The sequence below is a fragment of the Ruoffia sp. FAM 20857 genome, from assembly GCF_045528645.1.
Lineage (GTDB): Bacteria > Bacillota > Bacilli > Lactobacillales > Aerococcaceae > Ruoffia > Ruoffia halotolerans.
Genome location: NZ_JBGQRB010000006.1, coordinates 47,057 through 65,600 on the forward strand (window position 1 = coordinate 47,057; position 18,544 = coordinate 65,600).

Genomic DNA, 18,544 nt, shown 5'->3' on the forward strand with positions numbered 1-18,544 from the left:
GCTTGTTAAACTATATTTATAAGCACTGTGGATAGCTTATAAAAATATGAGGAGGATTTCAAAGAATGAAAAATTTAAGTCTTAAGAAATTGATCACTGGATCATTACTTGCTGCTCAATTACTCTCACCAGTAGCGACATTAGCACAAGATATTGAACGAAGTGAAGAAAAGCCAACTGTAGCGGAGGTAGCACCTAATAATACGCCAAACCGTCTTATTACTACGTTTAATGGTGATCCTAGTACGCAAATGGGATTCAACTGGTACACAACTGAATTAGCTGAAGATGCTAAAGTTTGGGTTTCTACTAATGAAGATTTAAGTGACGCCTTAGAATTTGAAGCGACTGCAGAAGAAGTAGTAAACACTTATGGTGAACGTGATGAGAATGGTTACTTTATCTTTGCTGACATCGAATATGATGAAGAAGGCGAAGTAGTCACTGACGATAACGGCGAACCACAAGTTAACGGATACTATACTGACGAGAATGTTTCAGGTCCAGAATGGACTTCAGGTTCAGCTGTTGGATCGATGGATTTAGTAGAAGTGACTGAATATTCATATAAAGCAAATGCAGAAGGCTTAGAGCCAAACACAACTTACTACTATCAAGTAGGTAGTGAAGCAGGAGAAACAAGTGAAGTAGGTACTTTCACAACTGCTGGTGAAGCAGGAGAAGAATTTACATTCGTACAATATACAGATACTCAAAACGCATACTGGAATGAGCATGTATATAACGAAGCAGCATTTGGTGCTGACACTGTTGCTACAGCATTAGAAGAAACTGAAGCAGATTTCGTATTACATACAGGTGACGTGGTTGAAGTTGCTGAAGTTGAAGATGAGTGGGTTGACATCTTAGAGCAATCTAAAGAGTCTATCTTACAAGTACCATTCGCTGTTGCAGCAGGTAACCACGATGAGTATGCCTTATCATATGGAGATCCTCAATTAACAACTAAATTTAATGAGCATATTAACGTTCCAGCTGAAAACGATGCTGTCGATGGTGGATCATACTACTCATTCGATTATAACGGTGTTCACTTTGTTGTAGCAAACACTAACGACAACAAAGAATCTGAAGATAATCCAGAAGGAAAAGCTTTAGGACAAGAACAAATTGATTGGATCAGAAATGACGTTGAAGAAGCACGTGCTAATGGTGCTGAGTGGGTTGTATTATCTTACCACAAACCATTATTCTCTAAATCATATCACTCATTACAAGATACAGATGTTCAATTAGTTCGTGAAGAATTCATGGAATTAATTGACGAGTTAGATGTTGATTTAGCTTTACAAGGTCATGACCACGTAATTTCACGTACTAAACCATTAAACTATGTTCCAACTGATGAGAACTTCTCTAACGGTGTTGTGGATGAAGCTGAAACGACTACAGAAGGTGATGTAGAGTATTACGTAAATCCTCAAGGAACAATCTTCGTATTACCAAACACTGGTGGTACTAAAGAGTATGACGATATTTATTCTAAAGGTGTAGAACACGTACACACTGTTCGACCTAACTTAGATTGGATGACTCAAGAAGACGTTGATTACTATAACAACTTATTCGCATTCGGTGGACAACCACAAGAATCAGAAGCATTCGATACAAGTCATTCAAACAACCGTGATTCAGCAGTTCAAAACTTCGCTGCATATACTGTAAGTGGAGATGAATTAAGAGTAGATATCTACCAAATCGAAGGTAACTTACACGAAGGTGAAGAACGTACAGTATCAATCGTTCACTCATTCGGAATTACTAAAGGTGGAGAAACTACAGAAGAAGGTACTGAAGAAGCAGCTTCAGAAGAAACATCTGAAGAGAGCTCAGAAGAAAGTTCAGAAGAGTCATCTGAAGAAAGCTCAGAAGAATCTTCAACTGAAGAAGAAACATCTGAAGAAAGTTCAGAAGAATCTGAAGAGTCTGCAGAATAATCAAGATTGATAAAGAACTAATCAGAAGCTGAGTGTAAAAACTCGGCTTCTTTATTTTTGTATATTAGTACGTCGATATAAGGGGTAAATAATGCAAAAAATCTTACCGAGTAATATTCTTGACCTTTATTGACCTATGAGTTATACTTGGTTAGAAAGTTGTTTAACAGCTTTAAATTCGCGAAGGAGGAATACTATGAATTTAGTACCTACAGTAATAGAACAAACATCACGTGGAGAACGTGCTTATGATATTTATTCACGTTTACTAAAAGACAGAATTATTATGTTAAGTGGTCAAATCGATGATAACGTAGCAAACTCAGTGATTGCTCAACTTTTATTCTTGGACGCACAAGATCCAGAAAAAGATATCTTCCTATATATTAACTCACCAGGTGGGAGTGTAACAGCTGGGATGGCTATGTACGATACAATGAACTTTATTAATGCAGATGTACAAACAATTGTTATCGGTATGGCAGCATCAATGGCTTCAGTTTTATTAGCAGCCGGAGAGAAAGGTAAACGCTGGGCTTTACCAAATGCTGAGGTAATGATTCACCAACCATTAGGTGGCGCACAAGGACAAGCAACAGAGATTGAAATTGCTGCTCGTCATATACTTAAAACTCGTGAGCGTTTAAATAAAATCTTAAGTGACAAAACAGGTCAACCAATTGAAGTCATTGAGCAAGATACTGATCGTGATAATTTCAAAACAGCTGAAGAAGCACTTGAATACGGCTTAATTGACGGAATCATGGAAAGTAGCAAAGCATTAAATAAAAAATAAAAATGATAAAAATAAATAAACTATAATTTATACGTCCGTTCAATGGATATTACTCGCAATACTTAGGTATTTCGTGCGATAATAGCATTGTACGGGCGTATTTGTTTGGTTTTATTCCTAATAAATTAATAATAACTGACCTCGTTGGACATATTGTGACCCGTTAGGTTGTTTTTTAGCCAGGATAAAGAGCTTTTCAGTTGCAAGGAGACTCAAGTCATGGTATGATAATGACATGGTGTGAGACTCATTTAGATTTTCTGAGTGAGTTGTAGCTCTGTATGTAATGGTCGCCTTTTGACCATCTAGGAGGGAATTAATGGCCGATATATTCACAATTATTCAGTCAATTGTTCCTGAAGTGAGTGATTTGTTAGCTGAGAGGCTCGCAGTATTACGTGTTTTGGATGATGTAAACAAACGAATTGGTCGTAAGTTTATTTCACAACAGACTAATTTCACTGAAAGAACGGTAAGAACGATATTAGAGATGCTGAAAAGTCAATCACTCGTATCCGTAAACCGTAGTGGCGTAAAACTAACACAACAAGGGAGAGACCTTATTGTGATGATTGATGAGCATTTGCTTAATCAACAACAACATAAGTTTTACGAAGTGGAAGAGGCTGTAAAGAGAAAGCTTAATATTGAACATTGTCGGATTGTACCAGGTGATGCAGATAAAGATGCATCAGTTTATCAGTTCTTAGGTCAAGTCGTTCATTTAATTTTGGACAAACACTTACCTGAAGGTGATAATGTGGTTGCAGTTACAGGTGGATCTACTTTATCTAAAGTAGCAGAATCATTCACACCAGAATTATCAGATGGAAGAAGTATTACATTCGTTCCTTCACGTGGAGGATTGGGAAGTTCGATTAATATCCAATCAAATAGCGTGGGGAGCTTAATGGCGCAGCAAACAGACTCTAAGTATATTCCGTTGTTTATACCTGAGAATTTAGGTAAAGAAACTTCGGAGATATTGCTCAAAGATCCAATGATTAAAGAAGTCATTGATATGAGTAAGAGTGCAAATTGCTTGTTATTAAGTATAGGAACTGCTAATGTAATGGCGGAACGTAGAGAGATTACAGACGAACAACAAGAAATTATCGAGAATGGACACGCCGTTGGAGAAGCATTTGGTATATTTTTCGATTCTTATGGAGAAACGGTTTTACGTTATCCTAGGATAGGGTTGAAATTTAAAGATTTATCTAATATACCTTTGTTACTTACAATCGTGGGAGGATCTTCTAAGGCGAAAGCTTTAGAAGCGTTCTTTCAAAAAGCCCCGAGTCATGGATGGTTAATCTGTGATGAAGGTTTAGCAAATATGGTTTTAAATGGGGAGACCCTTTGAAATAAAATCCTTAAGGAGGAATTTTTTAATGGCAGTAAAAGTTGGTATTAATGGTTTTGGACGTATCGGACGTTTAGTATTCCGTCGTATTTTAGAAACAAACGCAGATTTAGAGGTTGTTGCAGTTAACGATTTAACTGATAATGATAACTTAGCTTACTTATTAAAATATGATACAGCTCACGGACGTTTTGATCACGATGTTGAATTACAAGGTGAAAGTTTAGTAGTTGACGGTAAAGAAATTAAAGTATTTGCTGAAAAAGATGCTAATAACTTACCATGGGGAGACCTTGGAGTAGATATCGTCATCGAAAGTACTGGATTCTACACTTCAGCTGAAAAATCACAAGCACATATCAATGCAGGTGCTAAACGTGTAGTTATCTCTGCACCAGCTAAAGATGCAGATACTAAAACAATTGTATTCGGTGTTAACGAAGATATCTTATCTTCTGATGACGTTATTATTTCAGCAGCATCATGTACAACTAACTCATTAGCTCCAGTAGTTAATGTATTACATAATGAATATGGAATTAAAGCTGGTAACATGGTTACAGTTCATGCTTACACTTCATCACAAGTATTACAAGATTCACCAAGCGGAAGCTTCCGTGATGGACGTGCAGCAGCACAAAACATTATCCCATCATCTACTGGTGCTGCAAAAGCAATCGGTAAAGTAATCCCAGAAGTTAATGGATTATTAGATGGATCAGCATTACGTGTTCCAACAATCACTGGTTCACACACAATCTTCTATTCATTATTAGAGAAAAACACTACTGTTGATGAAATCAACGCAGCTATGAAAAAAGCTTCAAACGATTCATTTGCATACAATGAAGATGCAATTGTTTCTTCAGATATTATTTCAACACATGCAGGATCAATCTTTGATTCTACATTAACTGAAATCCAAGAAGCAGCTGATGGATCTCAATTAGTTAAAACTGTTGCTTGGTATGACAACGAAGCTGGCTTCGTAGGAAACATGGTTCGTACTTTAGAATACTTCGCTAAATTATAATTAATTGCATAGCGTTTATACCTAAGCGTCTATCCAAAATAGCGGGGAGGCTTAAGCTTCCCCGCTATTATTTTTTTAAGGACTTTATATAGGAGGATATATAATGGCAAAGAAAACATTAAATGATATTCAAGTAAATGGTAAGACAGTCTTAGTCCGCGTTGACTTCAACGTACCTATGGCTGATGGAAAAATCACCAACGATAACCGTATCGAAGCGGCTTTACCAACAATCAATTATTTAATAGAAAACAATGCGAAAGTAGTATTGTTCTCTCACTTAGGACGTATTAAAACTGAAGAAGATAAAGCTAACAACAGTTTAGAACCAGTTGCAAAACGTTTAAGCGAGTTATTAGATAAAGAAGTTCTTTTCTCAGACAAAACACGTGGAGAAGAATTAGAAGAAGCAGTAGCTAACCTATCTGAGGGTGGCGTTTTATTAGTTCAAAACACTCGCTACGAAGATTTAGAAGGTAAGAAAGAATCTAAGAATGATCCAGAATTAGGTAAATACTGGGCTTCATTAGGTGACTTATTCGTAAACGATGCATTCGGAACAACTCACCGTGCTCACGCATCAAACGTTGGAATTGCATCAAACTTAGACTCTGCTGTAGGATTCTTAGTTGAAAAAGAATTAAAATTCTTAGGAGACGCAGTTGATAATCCTGAACGTCCATTTGTAGCTATCTTAGGTGGTGCGAAAGTATCTGATAAGATTAAAGTTATCGAATCATTATTAAACAAAGCTGATAAAGTAATTATCGGTGGAGGAATGGCTTACACATTCTTGAAAGCACAAGGTAAAGAAGTTGGAGAATCATTATTAGAGGAAGACCGTATTCCTTTAGCTAAAGAATTACTAGAAACTGCTGGAGACAAAATTGTTTTACCAGTAGATGTAGTCATTGCAGATGATTTTTCAAATGACGCAAATACAGACGTTGTTTCTGTAGATGATATCCCTGCTGACTGGCAAGGATTAGACTGTGGACCAGAATCTGTTAAAGTATTCGAAGATGTATTAAAAGATGCTAAAACAGTTGTATGGAATGGCCCAATGGGTGTATTCGAGATGGAATCATTCGCAAAAGGAACCATTGGTGTTTGTGAAGCCATTGCTGATCTAGAAAACGCGACGACAATTGTTGGTGGGGGAGATTCAGCAACTGCGGTCGCACAATTAGGTTATGAAGATAAATTCTCACACATCTCAACAGGTGGAGGAGCTTCATTAAACTATCTAGAAGGTACTGAATTACCAGGTGTTACTTCAATCGACGAGAAATAATTACTGAGACTTTAAATTAAGGAGAGTATATATATGTCACGTAAACCAATTATTGCTGGTAACTGGAAAATGAACAAAACAGCTCAAGAAGCTGCAGATTTTGTTGAAGCAGTTAAAGGGAAAATCCCTTCAGCGGATGCTGTAGATTCTGTCGTAGGTGCACCAGCACTATTTTTAGAAACAATTAAACGTTTAAGTGAAGGTACTGAATTAAGAACAGCTGCACAAAACAGCTACTTCGAAGATGAAGGTGCATTCACTGGGGAAACAAGTCCTAAAGCATTGGCTGATTTAGGTGTTGAATATGTAATTATCGGACACTCCGAACGTAGAGAATACTTTGGAGAAACTGACGAAGACATCAACAAAAAAGCAAAAGCAATCTTACGTAACGGTATGTTACCAATCATTTGCTGTGGAGAAACTTTAGAGCAACGTGAAGCTGGAGAAACAGCTGACTTTGTATCTGGACAAGTAAAAGCAGCATTAGAAGGTTTAACTGAAGAACAAATCGCTTCATCAGTTGTTGCTTACGAACCAATCTGGGCAATCGGAACAGGTAAATCATCATCTGCTGAATTAGCAAATGAAACTTGTGGCGTAGTTCGTAAAGCTATTGCAGAAGTTACATCAGAAGAAACAGCTGAAAAAGTACGTATTCAATACGGTGGATCTGTAAAACCAAATAATATTGCTGAATATATGGCACAAGAACATATTGACGGTGCATTAGTTGGAGGAGCAAGTCTAGAAGCTGATTCATTCATCGAATTATTGGAGGCAGTAAAATAATGAGTAAAATCCCATATGCCTTAATTATCTTAGACGGATTCGCAATTCGCGATGAAGTCAGTGGTAATGCGGTAAAAGCAGCGAAAAAACCTAACTTTGATCGTTATTGGAACCAGTTTCCACATAACCAATTAAAAGCATCAGGACGAGACGTCGGTTTACCTGATGGCCAAATGGGGCACTCTGAAGTTGGTCATTTAAACATCGGTGCAGGTCGTATAGTATACCAATCTTTAACTCGTATTAATTTAGCGATTGAAGACGAATCATTTTACGAAGTGCCTGAATTAGTTAAAGCTGTTGAAGAAGCAAAAAGAAAAGGAACAGCTTTACATTTAATGGGGCTATTATCTGACGGTGGTGTCCACTCACATTACAAACATTTAATTGCTTTAGTTAAATTAGCTAAAAAGTATGGATTAGAAGAAGTATATGTTCATGGTTTCCTTGATGGGCGTGATGTTGGACCGAGAACCGCTGTGAAATATATTGATGATTCTGAGAAAGCATTCGAAGAAATTGGCGTAGGTAAATTCGCAACAATTTCAGGTCGTTACTATGCAATGGACCGTGACAATCGTTGGGAACGTGTTCAGTTAGCTTATGATGCAATCGTTCATGGTGAAGGTAGAACAGCTTCTTCAGCTAAAGAAGGCGTAGAGCGTTCTTACGAAGAAGATATTGTTGATGAGTTTGTTGTTCCATTTACAATTAAAGATGAAAACGACAAACCAGTCGGTACAGTAAACGATGGTGACTCAATCGTATTCTTCAACTTTAGACCTGATCGTGCGATTCAATTAGCTACAGCTTTATCAAATCCAGGCTTTAACGATTTTGAACGTGGAGAGACTCCAACAGACAACTACATGACAACTTTCTCACCTTACAGTGATACAGTTATAGCAGAAGTTGCATTCAAGAAAGAAGACTTAGTCAATACAGTTGGGGAAGTATTAGCAGATGCCGATAAGACACAACTAAGAATTGCTGAGACTGAAAAATACCCACACGTTACATTCTTTATGAGTGGGGGACGACATAAAGAGTATGCAGGTGAAGAACGTATCTTAATCCCTTCACCAAAAGTAGCAACTTATGACTTACAACCTGAAATGTCAGCTTATGAAGTGAAAGATGCCTTAGTGCAAAAAATCAACGAAGAAACGATCGATGCGATTATCTTAAACTTTGCAAACCCTGATATGGTTGGACACAGTGGTATGTTAGAACCAACTGTGAAAGCAATTGAAGCAGTAGACGAGTGTCTTGGTGCTGTGGTTGATTTAATACTAGAAAAAGGTGGAGCTGCGATTATTACAGCTGACCATGGTAACTCCGATGAAGTGATTGATATCGAAGGAAATCCAATGACAGCTCATACAACAAACCCAGTTCCAGTGATTGTGACTAAAGAAGATGTTGAATTAAGAGACGGAGGTCGCTTAGCTGACCTTGCTCCAACATTACTAGACTTAGTTGGTGTTGAGAAACCTGAAGACATGACAGGAACAAGTTTAATTAAATAAGCAAAACATCCGATATGCTTTGCTTTTTGAGTGAATAATTTATAGAATAGAAGAGTAAGGTATGGAGTCAATTCATGCCTAACAAATTAAAGGAGAGAATAAAATATGCCATTTATTACAGATATTTATGCAAGAGAAGTTTTAGACTCACGTGGGAACCCTACAGTTGAGGTAGAAGTTTATACAGAAAGCGGAGCTTTTGGTCGCGGAATCGTACCTTCAGGTGCGTCAACTGGTGAACACGAAGCTGTTGAGTTACGTGATGGAGACAAAGACCGTTATTTAGGTAAAGGTGTCCTTAAAGCTGTTGATAACGTGAATAACGTAATCGCTGAAGCATTATTAGGCTATGATGTATTAGAACAACAAGCCATTGATAAATTAATGATCGAGTTAGATGGTACTCCGAACAAAGGTAAATTAGGAGCTAACGCTATCTTAGGTGTATCTATTGCTGTTGCACGTGCAGCTGCAGATTTCTTAAATATTCCTTTATACCAATATTTAGGTGGATTTAACACTAAATTATTACCAACACCAATGATGAACATCATTAACGGTGGATCTCACTCAGATGCACCAATCGCTTTCCAAGAATTCATGATTATTCCATCTGGAGCAGAAACTTTCAAAGAAGCTCTACGTTGGGGTGCTGAAATCTTCCACGCACTTAAATCATTATTAAGCGAACGTGGATTAGAAACTTCTGTTGGTGACGAAGGTGGATTCGCGCCTCGTTTCGAAGGTACAGAAGATGGTGTTGAAACAATCTTAGCAGCAATCAAAAAAGCTGGTTTAGAACCAGGTAAAGATGTATTCTTAGGATTTGACATTGCTTCTTCAGAATTCTACGAAGATGGCGTATACAACTATGCTAAATTCGAAGGTGAAAACGGAGCAAAACGTTCTGCTAAAGAACAAGTTGACTACTTAGAAGAATTAGTTAATAAATACCCAATCATCTCTATCGAAGATGGTATGGACGAAAACGACTGGGACGGATGGAAATTACTTACTGAACGTTTAGGAAGTAAAGTTCAATTAGTTGGTGACGATTTATTCGTTACAAATACTGAAGTTCTTGCTCGCGGTATCAAAGAAAACGTTGGTAACTCAATCTTAATCAAAGTTAACCAAATCGGTACTTTAACTGAAACATTTGACGCGATTGAAATGGCTAAAAAAGCTGGTTATACAGCAGTAATTTCTCACCGTTCAGGAGAGACAGAAGATACAACTATCTCTGACATTGCTGTTGCAACAAACGCTGGTCAAATTAAGACTGGTTCATTATCACGTACTGACCGTGTTGCTAAATACAACCAATTATTACGTATCGAAGATATGTTAGCTGACGTTGCAGCATACGACGGAAAAGACGTATTCTACAACTTAGATAACAAATAATTATTTGCAAGGTAGAAAAGGGCGACTAGCTAAGCTAGTTGCTCTTTTTTTGTGGTTCATAATTTCTATGTCGAAAACACTTACAATTTTAAGTAATCCTTCATAAAATAGTCATACTTGTCATGCATACTAGAGATAGTAGAGAAGTAAGAAAATGTATATCTACTTTTAAGGAGGATATAAAAAATGAAAATCAATACAAAATTCAATAAAAAACTTCTCGCAATTCTGTCCCTTGCTGCACTGGCAAATGTTGCTCCTTTGGCACCAAATGACGGTTTAGCAAGTAACTTAGCACTTGTAGAAGCGCAAGCTTCAAGTGAAACAAATGCAAGTGATATCGAAGCAATTAAACAATCAATGATAGATGCAACTCCTATAACAGAAAATCAATTTGCGCAAATCTCTGAAGATGCGTGGTTGGCTTATGTTGAACAAGGTAATAATCAAGGAGGAGACCCAAGTGCAGTTTATGACTGGGCCATCGAAGATTATCCAGAAGTATTTGAACCAGAAGCGACAAATTTCCGTATAGCAATGGTTGAAAACTATAATCTTGATGAAGAAAGCTTAAATACTGTAAGTGATCGAGATTTATTATGGTTAGAATACCAAATTTGGGTGGCTGCAGACGGTCAAGAAGATTTACCAGCGCTGGCTGATGCTTTAGTGGAAGACTTCGGAGTAGAATACGGCCAAGATGATAATGAACGAGTAGAAGCATTGAAAGAAACGATGTTAGCTTCTACACCTTTAACAGATGAACAGTTTGATGCGATTCCTGCTCAAGATTGGTTAGGTTATGCTGATGAAGTCAATGAAGGTGGTGGAGACCCAAGTACAGTTTATAATAATGCTGTCGAAGATTATCCAGAAGTGTTTGAGGAAACTTTGAATTATATTTGTGGAACTTTAGTTTCAGACTATAACTTAAATGAGGAATCTTTAAACTCAGTATCGGATATTGACTTACTATGGTTAGAATATTCAGTATGGGTTGATGCAGGTAACACTGAAGACTTTGAAACATTAGCACAACGTCTAATTGACGAGCATGATGTTACTCAAGATGATGACGAAGAATCGCCTGGCGATGAACGTCTAGAAGCGATCAAACAATCGATGATTGATGCAACACCTTTAACAGATGACCAATTTGAAGCCATTCCAGCAACTAGCTGGTTAGAGTATTCAGATCGAGTGAATGAAGGTGGTGGAGACCCAAGTACCGTTTATAATTGGGCTGTCGAAGATTATCCAGAAGTGTTTGAAGATACCATTGCTTATATTCGTGGAACATTAGTTTCAGATTATAATTTAAATGAGGAGTCTTTAAACTCAGTATCAGATATTGACTTACTGTGGTTAGAATATTCGGTATGGGTGGAAGCAGGTAACACCGAAGACTTTGAAACATTAGCACAACGTCTAATTGAGGAACATGATGTTATTCAAGATGACGAAGAGACACCTGGAGAAACTGAACTTGAAAGAATTAGAACGGTGATGATTGAGTCAACACCAATTACACCAGACCAATTCGAAGCGATTCCGGCAACAACTTGGATTTCATATACAGAGCAAATTAATGAAGAAGGTGGAGACCCAAGTACTGCTTATAACTGGGCATTACGTGATTATCCTGAAGTATTCGAAGATACGATTGCTTACATTCGTGGAGAATTAATCAACCGTTATAATCTAGAAGAAGCTTCATTGAATGAACGTGTATCTGACCAAGAATTATTATGGGAAGAGTATACCGTTTGGTTACAGAACGGTGAAGAGAATTTAGAAGCATTAAGTCAAGTCTTAGTTCAGGAATACGGAGTGCGTACAACATCGACTCAAGTTCCTGATGAAGATGAGGAAAATACAGCACCAACATTACCGAATACAGGTGAAACTAGAACAAGTTATAGCACATATATTATGATTGCTATTGTAGGACTAGTTGGAGCTGCCCTCTTATTGAGAGATTACTTTGTGAATAATAAAGAAGCTTAACGAATCTCAAGTCGCTAGTTAAGGCTAGCGGCTTTTTTATTTTGCTATTTTTAGCTCTCAAATACAGTGCAAGAATTTTGAAGTGTTGCGTATTTTCGATATAATTAAGGAGGATTTGTTTAAACCGTATTATAGTATATTCAGATGAAAAGGAGCTATTATGCAATATTACGATCAACACTTACACACATATTTTTCTCCCGATTCAAAAGAACAATTTGAGAATTATTTATCTCAAGGCGAATTGCCTGTTGTAACGACAGAGCACATTGATTTCTATAGTCCAGATCAATCGCACGATGATGTGATTCCAGATTACGAAGGTTATTCGAAGAAGATTGCTGAGTTGAACGAAGAATATGATAATCGTCTTCTTCGAGGGATTGAGATTGGGTTTACTTATGCCGATCGAGATAAGATTGAACAGTTTTTAGAAGGAAAAGACTATGATATTAAGTTACTCAGTATCCATCATAACGGAAGACATGGTTTTATGACCTTAAACCACGATGTAAAGGACTTGAAGACACATCTAGAGGAATACTTCGGTTTGATGCTGGAAGCCGTTAGAAACGCTCCATATGCGAATGTTTTAGCGCATTTTGATTTTGGGCTGAGAGGCTACGATGCAGTGAAGGTTGAAGATTTACATGATAGTGAGGACTTACTTCTTCAAATCTTTGAAACCATGGTGTCAAATGAACAAGCATTAGAATTAAATACTCGAAGTATGTATCGTTATGACAACGACCATCTTTATGACTATGCGATTGATTTATATAAAAGTGCTGGGGGAGACATGTTCACAGTAAGTTCTGATGCGCATGTGGCCGGAGATTATCAGTTAGGGTTTGAAGAAGCTTTTAACAAATTGAGAAATCATGATGTGAATCAATTAGTTGTATTCCAAAAAGGTGTCCCACATTACGTTGATATACCCCAATAATAAATAAAACCTTCTTGCTGAGGCAAGAAGGCTTTTTTTAATCGAATTCAATTTTAAATGACTCATCTTTATGTGCACGCCAGCATAGTTCTATTTGTTCATAAGTTGTTTTGCCGTCATTTAACGTTGGTAAATGGTCCATATCGAAAAAGTCCATGCCGATTGTTTCACTGTTTAGTTTGAATTCACCGTTAATATAGTGACATTCTACGAAAATTTTAATAATAGTAAAAATTTGATTCACAGCGTTATGGCGGTGATGGTCATGGATGGCAATAATTCGGTCTGCTTTTCCAACCACACCAGCTTCTTCGAACAATTCTTTTTCGGCATTAGATGAGACGGTTTCTGTAATGTCCATCCAACCACCAGGAAGGGCCCAACGACCGTCATTCTCTTGGACTAAAAGGATCTTATCCTCTTTCCAAACAACCGCTCGTGTATCGACTTTGGGTGTTTGGTAGCCGTCTTCAATGTGGAATAATGCTTTGATCTCATTCATGTCGCTATCGTTTAAGGTTGCGAGCATTTGCCAACTCATCTCGCGGATTCTCTGGAATCGTTCTTTATCATAGACATCTTTTGTGTAGTGAAGACCGGTTTGGGCAAGGGCTTGCAATTCTTTTGCCCATTCTAACCATTGCTTTGACACATGAATCATTTCCTTTCAATTAGCTAGACTTATTCGTTTTCTTGGACGTGATCAACAATTTGATGAAGGATAGTGAAGACATGATCATCATCTAATTCATAAATCATTGATTTACCTTGTCGTTCCGCTTTGACTAAGCGTGAGTCTCTTAATATCTTTAATTGGTGTGATACCGCTGATTGCTCTAAATGCAAGGCTTCAACAATCTGAGAGACTGAACGTTTCTGTTCTTTGAGTAAGTAAAGAATTGATAAGCGATTATAATCACTTAGTATTTTAAAGTAGCGACTGACCGCTAGTATGTTCTCTTCATTTTGCATTTGATTACTCCATTCTTTATCAATACTCATAATTTATCATGTTTGAATTTGCTGTGTCAAAGAAAGTCGCATGGGTGATGATAATTTCGTCAGATTGCGGTTGATTGTTAATTAGGATTTACAGTATAATGATTATTAGCAGGAACATTAATTGATAATATATATAATAAATGATATTATGAGTAATGGATATTTTATAGAGGAGGTAAGACCTTTGTATCAAGTTTTACTTACAGCTTTGATTATTGTAGCAATTTTAATGATTATTTTTGTTGTTATGCAACCATCTAAGAGTAATGCAGCAAGTATGCTCGGTGGGGGCGATGACGGACAACCGAAGACACGTGCAAGAGGATTTGAAGTTTTCTTAATTCGTGCAACAACTATTTTAGGAATTTTATTCTTTGTCTTAACAATTACATTGGCTTATTTATCAAATAAATAAGTTATATATTAATTAATCAGAACAATGTTCAAAGTAATTCGTGCTTGATGGATTGCTATATGGGCTTGTTCTTTTTTTAATCTTATTAGTTTAACTATTGATCAATATCATGTAAACTTTGTTTATAAAGTTTTTGGGAGGGTTCATACTTGAAATTAAACGAAATAAAAGATGCAAAGTATTATGAAGGTGAGAATAAAGAGATTGGAATCATTTTATTCCACGCCTATACCGGCTCACCAAATGATGTGAATCTATTAGCGAGAGAGCTAAATCGCAGCGGTTACGGCGTATTATGTCCAAAATTTGAAGGGCATGCCACAAAAGATATGAATGATATTTTGAATGCAGATATTAATACATGGAAGCAACAAGCCTTGGATGCGGTTGAAGCCATGCAAGGTGAGTATGACAGAATACTTGTCTTTGGCTTGTCATTGGGCGGTATATTTGCGACATGGTTAATGTCTCAGTCAAATCTTGAAATTCAAGGTGGGGGAGTATTTAACTCACCAGTATACACTGAGAAACCAATTGATGTTGAAGTGCATTTTATTTCTTATGTTAAAGCGATATTTAAACGCTTTTCATCTGAAGATAATTACAATCAAGAGATCGACGGCATCCTCACTAAGCATAGAGACCAAATGAAGCAACTTGAAGCTTTCAAGAGCGAATTCCAAGGTCAACTTGAAAATATCGAACAACCATTTTTTATCGCACAATCAGGTAAGGATGAGATGATCAATGAAGACGATGCAGAAAAATTACAAAGTGTGTTAGTAAACGCGAAAGTGGACTTCAATTGGTTCCCAGAAAACACGCACGTGATTACGGTGAATCGAAATCGTAAAGATTTTGAAGCAGCACTTTTCGACTTTATAACAAGATTTAAATAGTCGTACAATAAATATTGTACAGAAGGAGGGCACTATGAGTTTATCAAAATTAGAACAACGAATTTTAGAATTCTTACAACAGAATCCCGATAGGAATTATCAAACAAATGAAATCGCCCAACATTTTAATTATCAGGGAAGTAAAAATTTCAAAAAATTAGTCAAAGCTCTAGCATTTTTAGAGCGAATTAATGAATTAGAAGTAACAGAAACGGGTCGCTTTAAAGCGAAAAGCACTAAAAAAGAAACGGCTGTCGGAACTTTCCGTGGAAATGATCGTGGATTTGGCTTTATTGATTATGATCCAGAGCAACCGGATTTATTTGTACCACCTGGAAAAGTTGGAAATGCCATGGACGGCGATACAGTTGAAGCAACAATTATTAAACATGTCAATCCATCAACAGGTAAAGGGTCAGAAGCTCGTGTAGATAACATTGTTGAAAGAGCATCAACTCAAATCGTTGGTGAATTTGTTGCCTATGATAAAGAAATGCGCGACTCAACTGGCTTTTTAGGCTTTGTCATTCCACAAGGAAAATTCAGCGATGAATTGAAAGTAGAAGTATTACCAGATGGCTTGAAACCAGTGAATCATTCGATTGTAATTGTTAAGATTAAAGATTACCCAACGATGGAGGAGCCAAACAATTTAACTGGTTTAGTTGCGAAAGAAATTGGTCATAAAGATGCGCCAGGTGTCGATATTCTCGCTATCTTATATCAATTCAATATTCCATCAGAATTCCCAGAACAAGTCTTAGAGGAAGCACAAGCGATTGAACAAGATATCAATCCAAAGGATATTGAAGGGCGTCGTGACTTAAGAGATGAATTAATTCTTACGATCGATGGGGCAGACGCAAAAGACTTAGATGATGCAATATCATTAAAAAGACTAGATAATGGGAACTACCGTTTAGCGGTGCATATTGCGGATGTTTCTCACTATGTGACTGAGAATTCACCGATTGATTCGGAAGCACTAGCCAGAGGGACATCTGTCTACTTAACAGATAGAGTGGTTCCGATGCTTCCACAAAGATTATCGAATGGGATTTGTTCGCTATTACCGAATGAAGATCGCTTAACTGTATCTTGTGAGATGACCATAGACTCAAATGGTCGCGTCGTTGATCAAGATATCTTCCTGAGTGTGATTAATTCTTCATATCGAATGACTTATACGGATGTGAATGGTATTCTAGCTGGTGATGAAGATTTAAGAAGAGAATACCATGAGATATCTGAGATGCTGGATCAGATGAGCGAATTACACTTTATTCTGGAAGGTATGCGTCAAAAGCGTGGAGCGTTAAGCTTTGAAACATCTGAAGCGCAAATTATCGTTGATGAAGATGGGAAACCTATAGATATCGTTCACCGCCAAAGAGGGGTCGGAGAAAGACTAATTGAGTCCTTTATGTTAGCAGCGAATGAGACAATCGCAAGAACATATACGGAGAAAGACTGGCCGATGATTTACCGTGTCCATGAGCAACCAGATGAAGAACGTATGCAACGCTTTGCGGAATTTATAACTGCGTTTGGTGTGGTCTTAAGAGGTCGCGCTGAATCAATTAAACCAAAACAATTACAAGAAGCTTTGGATGAATTATCTGATACACCTTATGAAGAAGTGGTATCGATGATGATGTTAAGAAGTATGCAACAAGCACGTTATACGGATGAACCATTCGGTCATTACGGTTTAGCTGCCAAAGATTATACGCACTTTACTTCACCGATTCGACGTTATCCAGACTTAATGGTTCACCGTTTAATTCATAAATATTTAGAAGCAACACCAACTTCAGAGCAAAAGAGAAAGATTTCTGAAAAATTACCAGACATTGCAGAACATTCTTCTAAGATGGAGCGTCGCGCAGTAGAGGCCGAACGTGAAACGGATGCACTGAAGAAAGCAGAGTACATGTTAGATAAAGTTGGAGAACAATTTGAGGGAACTGTAAGTTCAGTGACGTCATTTGGAATGTTTATTCAATTAGATAATACAGTTGAAGGTTTAATTTCATTGCAAGAATTGAAAGATGATTACTACCGTTATGATCAACAACATTTAATTCTTATTGGTGAAAACACAAACAACGTGTACCGAATTGGTCAAAGAGTCTTAATTGAGGTTGAACGCGTAAGTGTTGAAGACCGAGAGATCGATTTCAAACTCATTGAATCGTATCCAACGGATAACAAAGATTTAGAACATGTCATCAGTGAGAATAAGAATCGTAGTGAGAAGAAAAGTCGTAAACCTAAAAGACAAAGTAAGAACAGACAATCCTTTAAACAAGTTGCGAAACAATCGTCTAAAGGGAATAATAAAAAAGGCAAGAAATTCCAAATTAGAAAACGGAAAAAGTAGCCTTTGATGTAAATGAGGGATGACTATGGCGAAACAGCAAGACAAACCATTAGCACAGAATAGAAAAGCACGGCATGACTTTACGATACTCGAAACCGTCGAAGCGGGACTAGTATTACAAGGAACTGAAATTAAATCGATCCGACAAGGGAAGATTAACTTGAAAGATGGGTTCGTTTCAATCCGTCAAGGCGAAGCTTTCCTTAAAAACGTTCATATAAGCCCTTATGAACAAGGGAATATATTTAACCATGATCCGTTACGAAATCGGAAGTTATTACTTCACAAAAAAGAAATAGAAAAATTAGAACGTGAAGTCAAACAAAATCGACTAACAATTATACCTTTAAAAGTATATATTGTTAGAGGGAGAGCAAAAGTTCTTATCGGATTAGCTGAAGGAAAAAATCGATATGACAAGCGTCATTCATTAAAAGAACAACAAATGAAGCGTGATATCGACCGTGCTTTAAAGGTAAGATAATAAAAAAGGTTCTTGAATTTTTGGTGTTGGTGAGAGAAATCTCACTGACACCTTTTTTTGTATGTACACAAAAAGCCAGTGAATTCCTATATAATAAAGTTACCACACATTACTAAAAGGAGAATTCACTTGGCTCATATGAATTATATCGCAGACTTACTAAATATTAAAGATAAACATGTTCAACTTCAAGATGACATCATGGAGGAAATGCACAAGGGGGTGCGGTGTAA

Annotated in this window: 16 protein-coding genes; 14 read left to right on the forward strand and 2 right to left on the reverse strand. The window is 37.1% G+C overall.

The genetic code is table 11. The annotated features are described in order from the left end of the window. Positions 1-65 precede the first annotated feature (65 nt). The 10 genes from ACEN4N_RS02550 (at position 66) to ACEN4N_RS02595 (ending at position 13,128) form a co-directional block, all read left to right on the forward strand. A complete protein-coding gene (locus tag ACEN4N_RS02550; protein ID WP_407093603.1) occupies positions 66-1,958 on the forward strand; it encodes a metallophosphoesterase in 1,893 nt (630 codons plus the stop codon). A 196-nt stretch (positions 1,959-2,154) separates the two neighbouring features. After that, positions 2,155-2,754 carry an ATP-dependent Clp endopeptidase proteolytic subunit ClpP gene (gene clpP / locus ACEN4N_RS02555; protein ID WP_138405480.1) on the forward strand — a complete coding sequence of 200 codons (600 nt, stop codon included), beginning with the start codon at positions 2,155-2,157 and terminating at the stop codon, positions 2,752-2,754. 319 nt (positions 2,755-3,073) lie between these two features. Next, a complete protein-coding gene (locus ACEN4N_RS02560) occupies positions 3,074-4,120 on the forward strand; it encodes a sugar-binding transcriptional regulator (RefSeq protein WP_407089229.1) in 1,047 nt (348 codons plus the stop codon). 28 nt (positions 4,121-4,148) lie between these two features. Further along, positions 4,149-5,153, forward strand: a complete 1,005-nt coding sequence (gene gap, locus ACEN4N_RS02565) for a type I glyceraldehyde-3-phosphate dehydrogenase (RefSeq protein ID WP_138405478.1) — start codon at positions 4,149-4,151, stop codon at positions 5,151-5,153. A gap of 103 nt (positions 5,154-5,256) precedes the next feature. Then, positions 5,257-6,447 carry a phosphoglycerate kinase gene (locus ACEN4N_RS02570; RefSeq protein WP_209494335.1) on the forward strand — a complete coding sequence of 397 codons (1,191 nt, stop codon included), beginning with the start codon at positions 5,257-5,259 and terminating at the stop codon, positions 6,445-6,447. A 33-nt stretch (positions 6,448-6,480) separates the two neighbouring features. Then, positions 6,481-7,239 carry a triose-phosphate isomerase gene (gene tpiA, locus ACEN4N_RS02575; protein ID WP_138405476.1) on the forward strand — a complete coding sequence of 253 codons (759 nt, stop codon included), beginning with the start codon at positions 6,481-6,483 and terminating at the stop codon, positions 7,237-7,239. Then, complete coding sequence (gpmI, locus tag ACEN4N_RS02580; protein ID WP_407093604.1) at positions 7,239-8,768, forward strand: 2,3-bisphosphoglycerate-independent phosphoglycerate mutase; 1,530 nt, start codon at positions 7,239-7,241, stop codon at positions 8,766-8,768. Before tpiA ends, gpmI begins: the two co-directional genes overlap by 1 nt. Before the next feature lie 105 nt (positions 8,769-8,873). Beyond that, positions 8,874-10,175, forward strand: a complete 1,302-nt coding sequence (gene eno / locus ACEN4N_RS02585; RefSeq protein ID WP_407093605.1) for a phosphopyruvate hydratase — start codon at positions 8,874-8,876, stop codon at positions 10,173-10,175. Between the two features lie 186 nt (positions 10,176-10,361). After that, positions 10,362-12,182 (forward strand): LPXTG cell wall anchor domain-containing protein, encoded by a 1,821-nt coding sequence (locus tag ACEN4N_RS02590; RefSeq protein WP_407093606.1) that lies wholly within the window; start codon positions 10,362-10,364, stop codon positions 12,180-12,182. 160 nt (positions 12,183-12,342) lie between these two features. Then, entirely contained in the window at positions 12,343-13,128 is a 786-nt protein-coding gene (locus ACEN4N_RS02595) for a PHP domain-containing protein (RefSeq protein WP_407089225.1), read from the forward strand. Positions 13,129-13,165: 37 nt separating this feature from the next. Here the strand turns inward: ACEN4N_RS02595 and ACEN4N_RS02600 are convergent, their stop codons facing one another. Together ACEN4N_RS02600 and ACEN4N_RS02605 are read right to left on the reverse strand one after the other, a co-directional pair. Next, positions 13,166-13,780 (reverse strand): NUDIX hydrolase, encoded by a 615-nt coding sequence (locus tag ACEN4N_RS02600; RefSeq protein ID WP_407089224.1) that lies wholly within the window; start codon positions 13,778-13,780, stop codon positions 13,166-13,168. Positions 13,781-13,809: 29 nt separating this feature from the next. Then, the gene (locus tag ACEN4N_RS02605; RefSeq protein ID WP_197104493.1) at positions 13,810-14,100 is read right to left on the reverse strand and encodes a helix-turn-helix transcriptional regulator; all 291 of its coding nucleotides are present in this window, start codon (positions 14,098-14,100) and stop codon (positions 13,810-13,812) included. 214 nt (positions 14,101-14,314) lie between these two features. Here ACEN4N_RS02605 and secG point away from each other — a divergent pair, with 214 nt between their 5' ends. The 4 genes from secG (at position 14,315) to smpB (ending at position 18,311) form a co-directional block, all read left to right on the forward strand. Further along, a complete protein-coding gene (gene secG, locus ACEN4N_RS02610; protein ID WP_407089223.1) occupies positions 14,315-14,545 on the forward strand; it encodes a preprotein translocase subunit SecG in 231 nt (76 codons plus the stop codon). 149 nt (positions 14,546-14,694) lie between these two features. Further along, the gene (locus ACEN4N_RS02615; protein ID WP_407089222.1) at positions 14,695-15,444 is read left to right on the forward strand and encodes an alpha/beta hydrolase; all 750 of its coding nucleotides are present in this window, start codon (positions 14,695-14,697) and stop codon (positions 15,442-15,444) included. Positions 15,445-15,478: 34 nt separating this feature from the next. Further along, entirely contained in the window at positions 15,479-17,827 is a 2,349-nt protein-coding gene (gene rnr, locus ACEN4N_RS02620; RefSeq protein ID WP_407093607.1) for a ribonuclease R, read from the forward strand. Between the two features lie 25 nt (positions 17,828-17,852). Further along, positions 17,853-18,311 carry an SsrA-binding protein SmpB gene (gene smpB, locus ACEN4N_RS02625; protein WP_407093608.1) on the forward strand — a complete coding sequence of 153 codons (459 nt, stop codon included), beginning with the start codon at positions 17,853-17,855 and terminating at the stop codon, positions 18,309-18,311. Positions 18,312-18,544 lie beyond the last annotated feature (233 nt).

Bases quoted from the DNA above. Each gene is read 5' to 3' on its own strand.
- ACEN4N_RS02550 (WP_407093603.1), top strand. From the start codon at position 66: ATGAAAAATTTAAGTCTTAAGAAATTGATCACTGGATCATTACTTGCT.
- clpP (WP_138405480.1), top strand. From the start codon at position 2,155: ATGAATTTAGTACCTACAGTAATAGAACAAACATCACGTGGAGAACGT.
- ACEN4N_RS02560 (WP_407089229.1), top strand. From the start codon at position 3,074: ATGGCCGATATATTCACAATTATTCAGTCAATTGTTCCTGAAGTGAGT.
- gap (WP_138405478.1), top strand. From the start codon at position 4,149: ATGGCAGTAAAAGTTGGTATTAATGGTTTTGGACGTATCGGACGTTTA.
- ACEN4N_RS02570 (WP_209494335.1), top strand. From the start codon at position 5,257: ATGGCAAAGAAAACATTAAATGATATTCAAGTAAATGGTAAGACAGTC.
- tpiA (WP_138405476.1), top strand. From the start codon at position 6,481: ATGTCACGTAAACCAATTATTGCTGGTAACTGGAAAATGAACAAAACA.
- gpmI (WP_407093604.1), top strand. From the start codon at position 7,239: ATGAGTAAAATCCCATATGCCTTAATTATCTTAGACGGATTCGCAATT.
- eno (WP_407093605.1), top strand. From the start codon at position 8,874: ATGCCATTTATTACAGATATTTATGCAAGAGAAGTTTTAGACTCACGT.
- ACEN4N_RS02590 (WP_407093606.1), top strand. From the start codon at position 10,362: ATGAAAATCAATACAAAATTCAATAAAAAACTTCTCGCAATTCTGTCC.
- ACEN4N_RS02595 (WP_407089225.1), top strand. From the start codon at position 12,343: ATGCAATATTACGATCAACACTTACACACATATTTTTCTCCCGATTCA.
- ACEN4N_RS02605 (WP_197104493.1), bottom strand. From the start codon at position 14,100: ATGCAAAATGAAGAGAACATACTAGCGGTCAGTCGCTACTTTAAAATA.
- rnr (WP_407093607.1), top strand. From the start codon at position 15,479: ATGAGTTTATCAAAATTAGAACAACGAATTTTAGAATTCTTACAACAG.
- smpB (WP_407093608.1), top strand. From the start codon at position 17,853: ATGGCGAAACAGCAAGACAAACCATTAGCACAGAATAGAAAAGCACGG.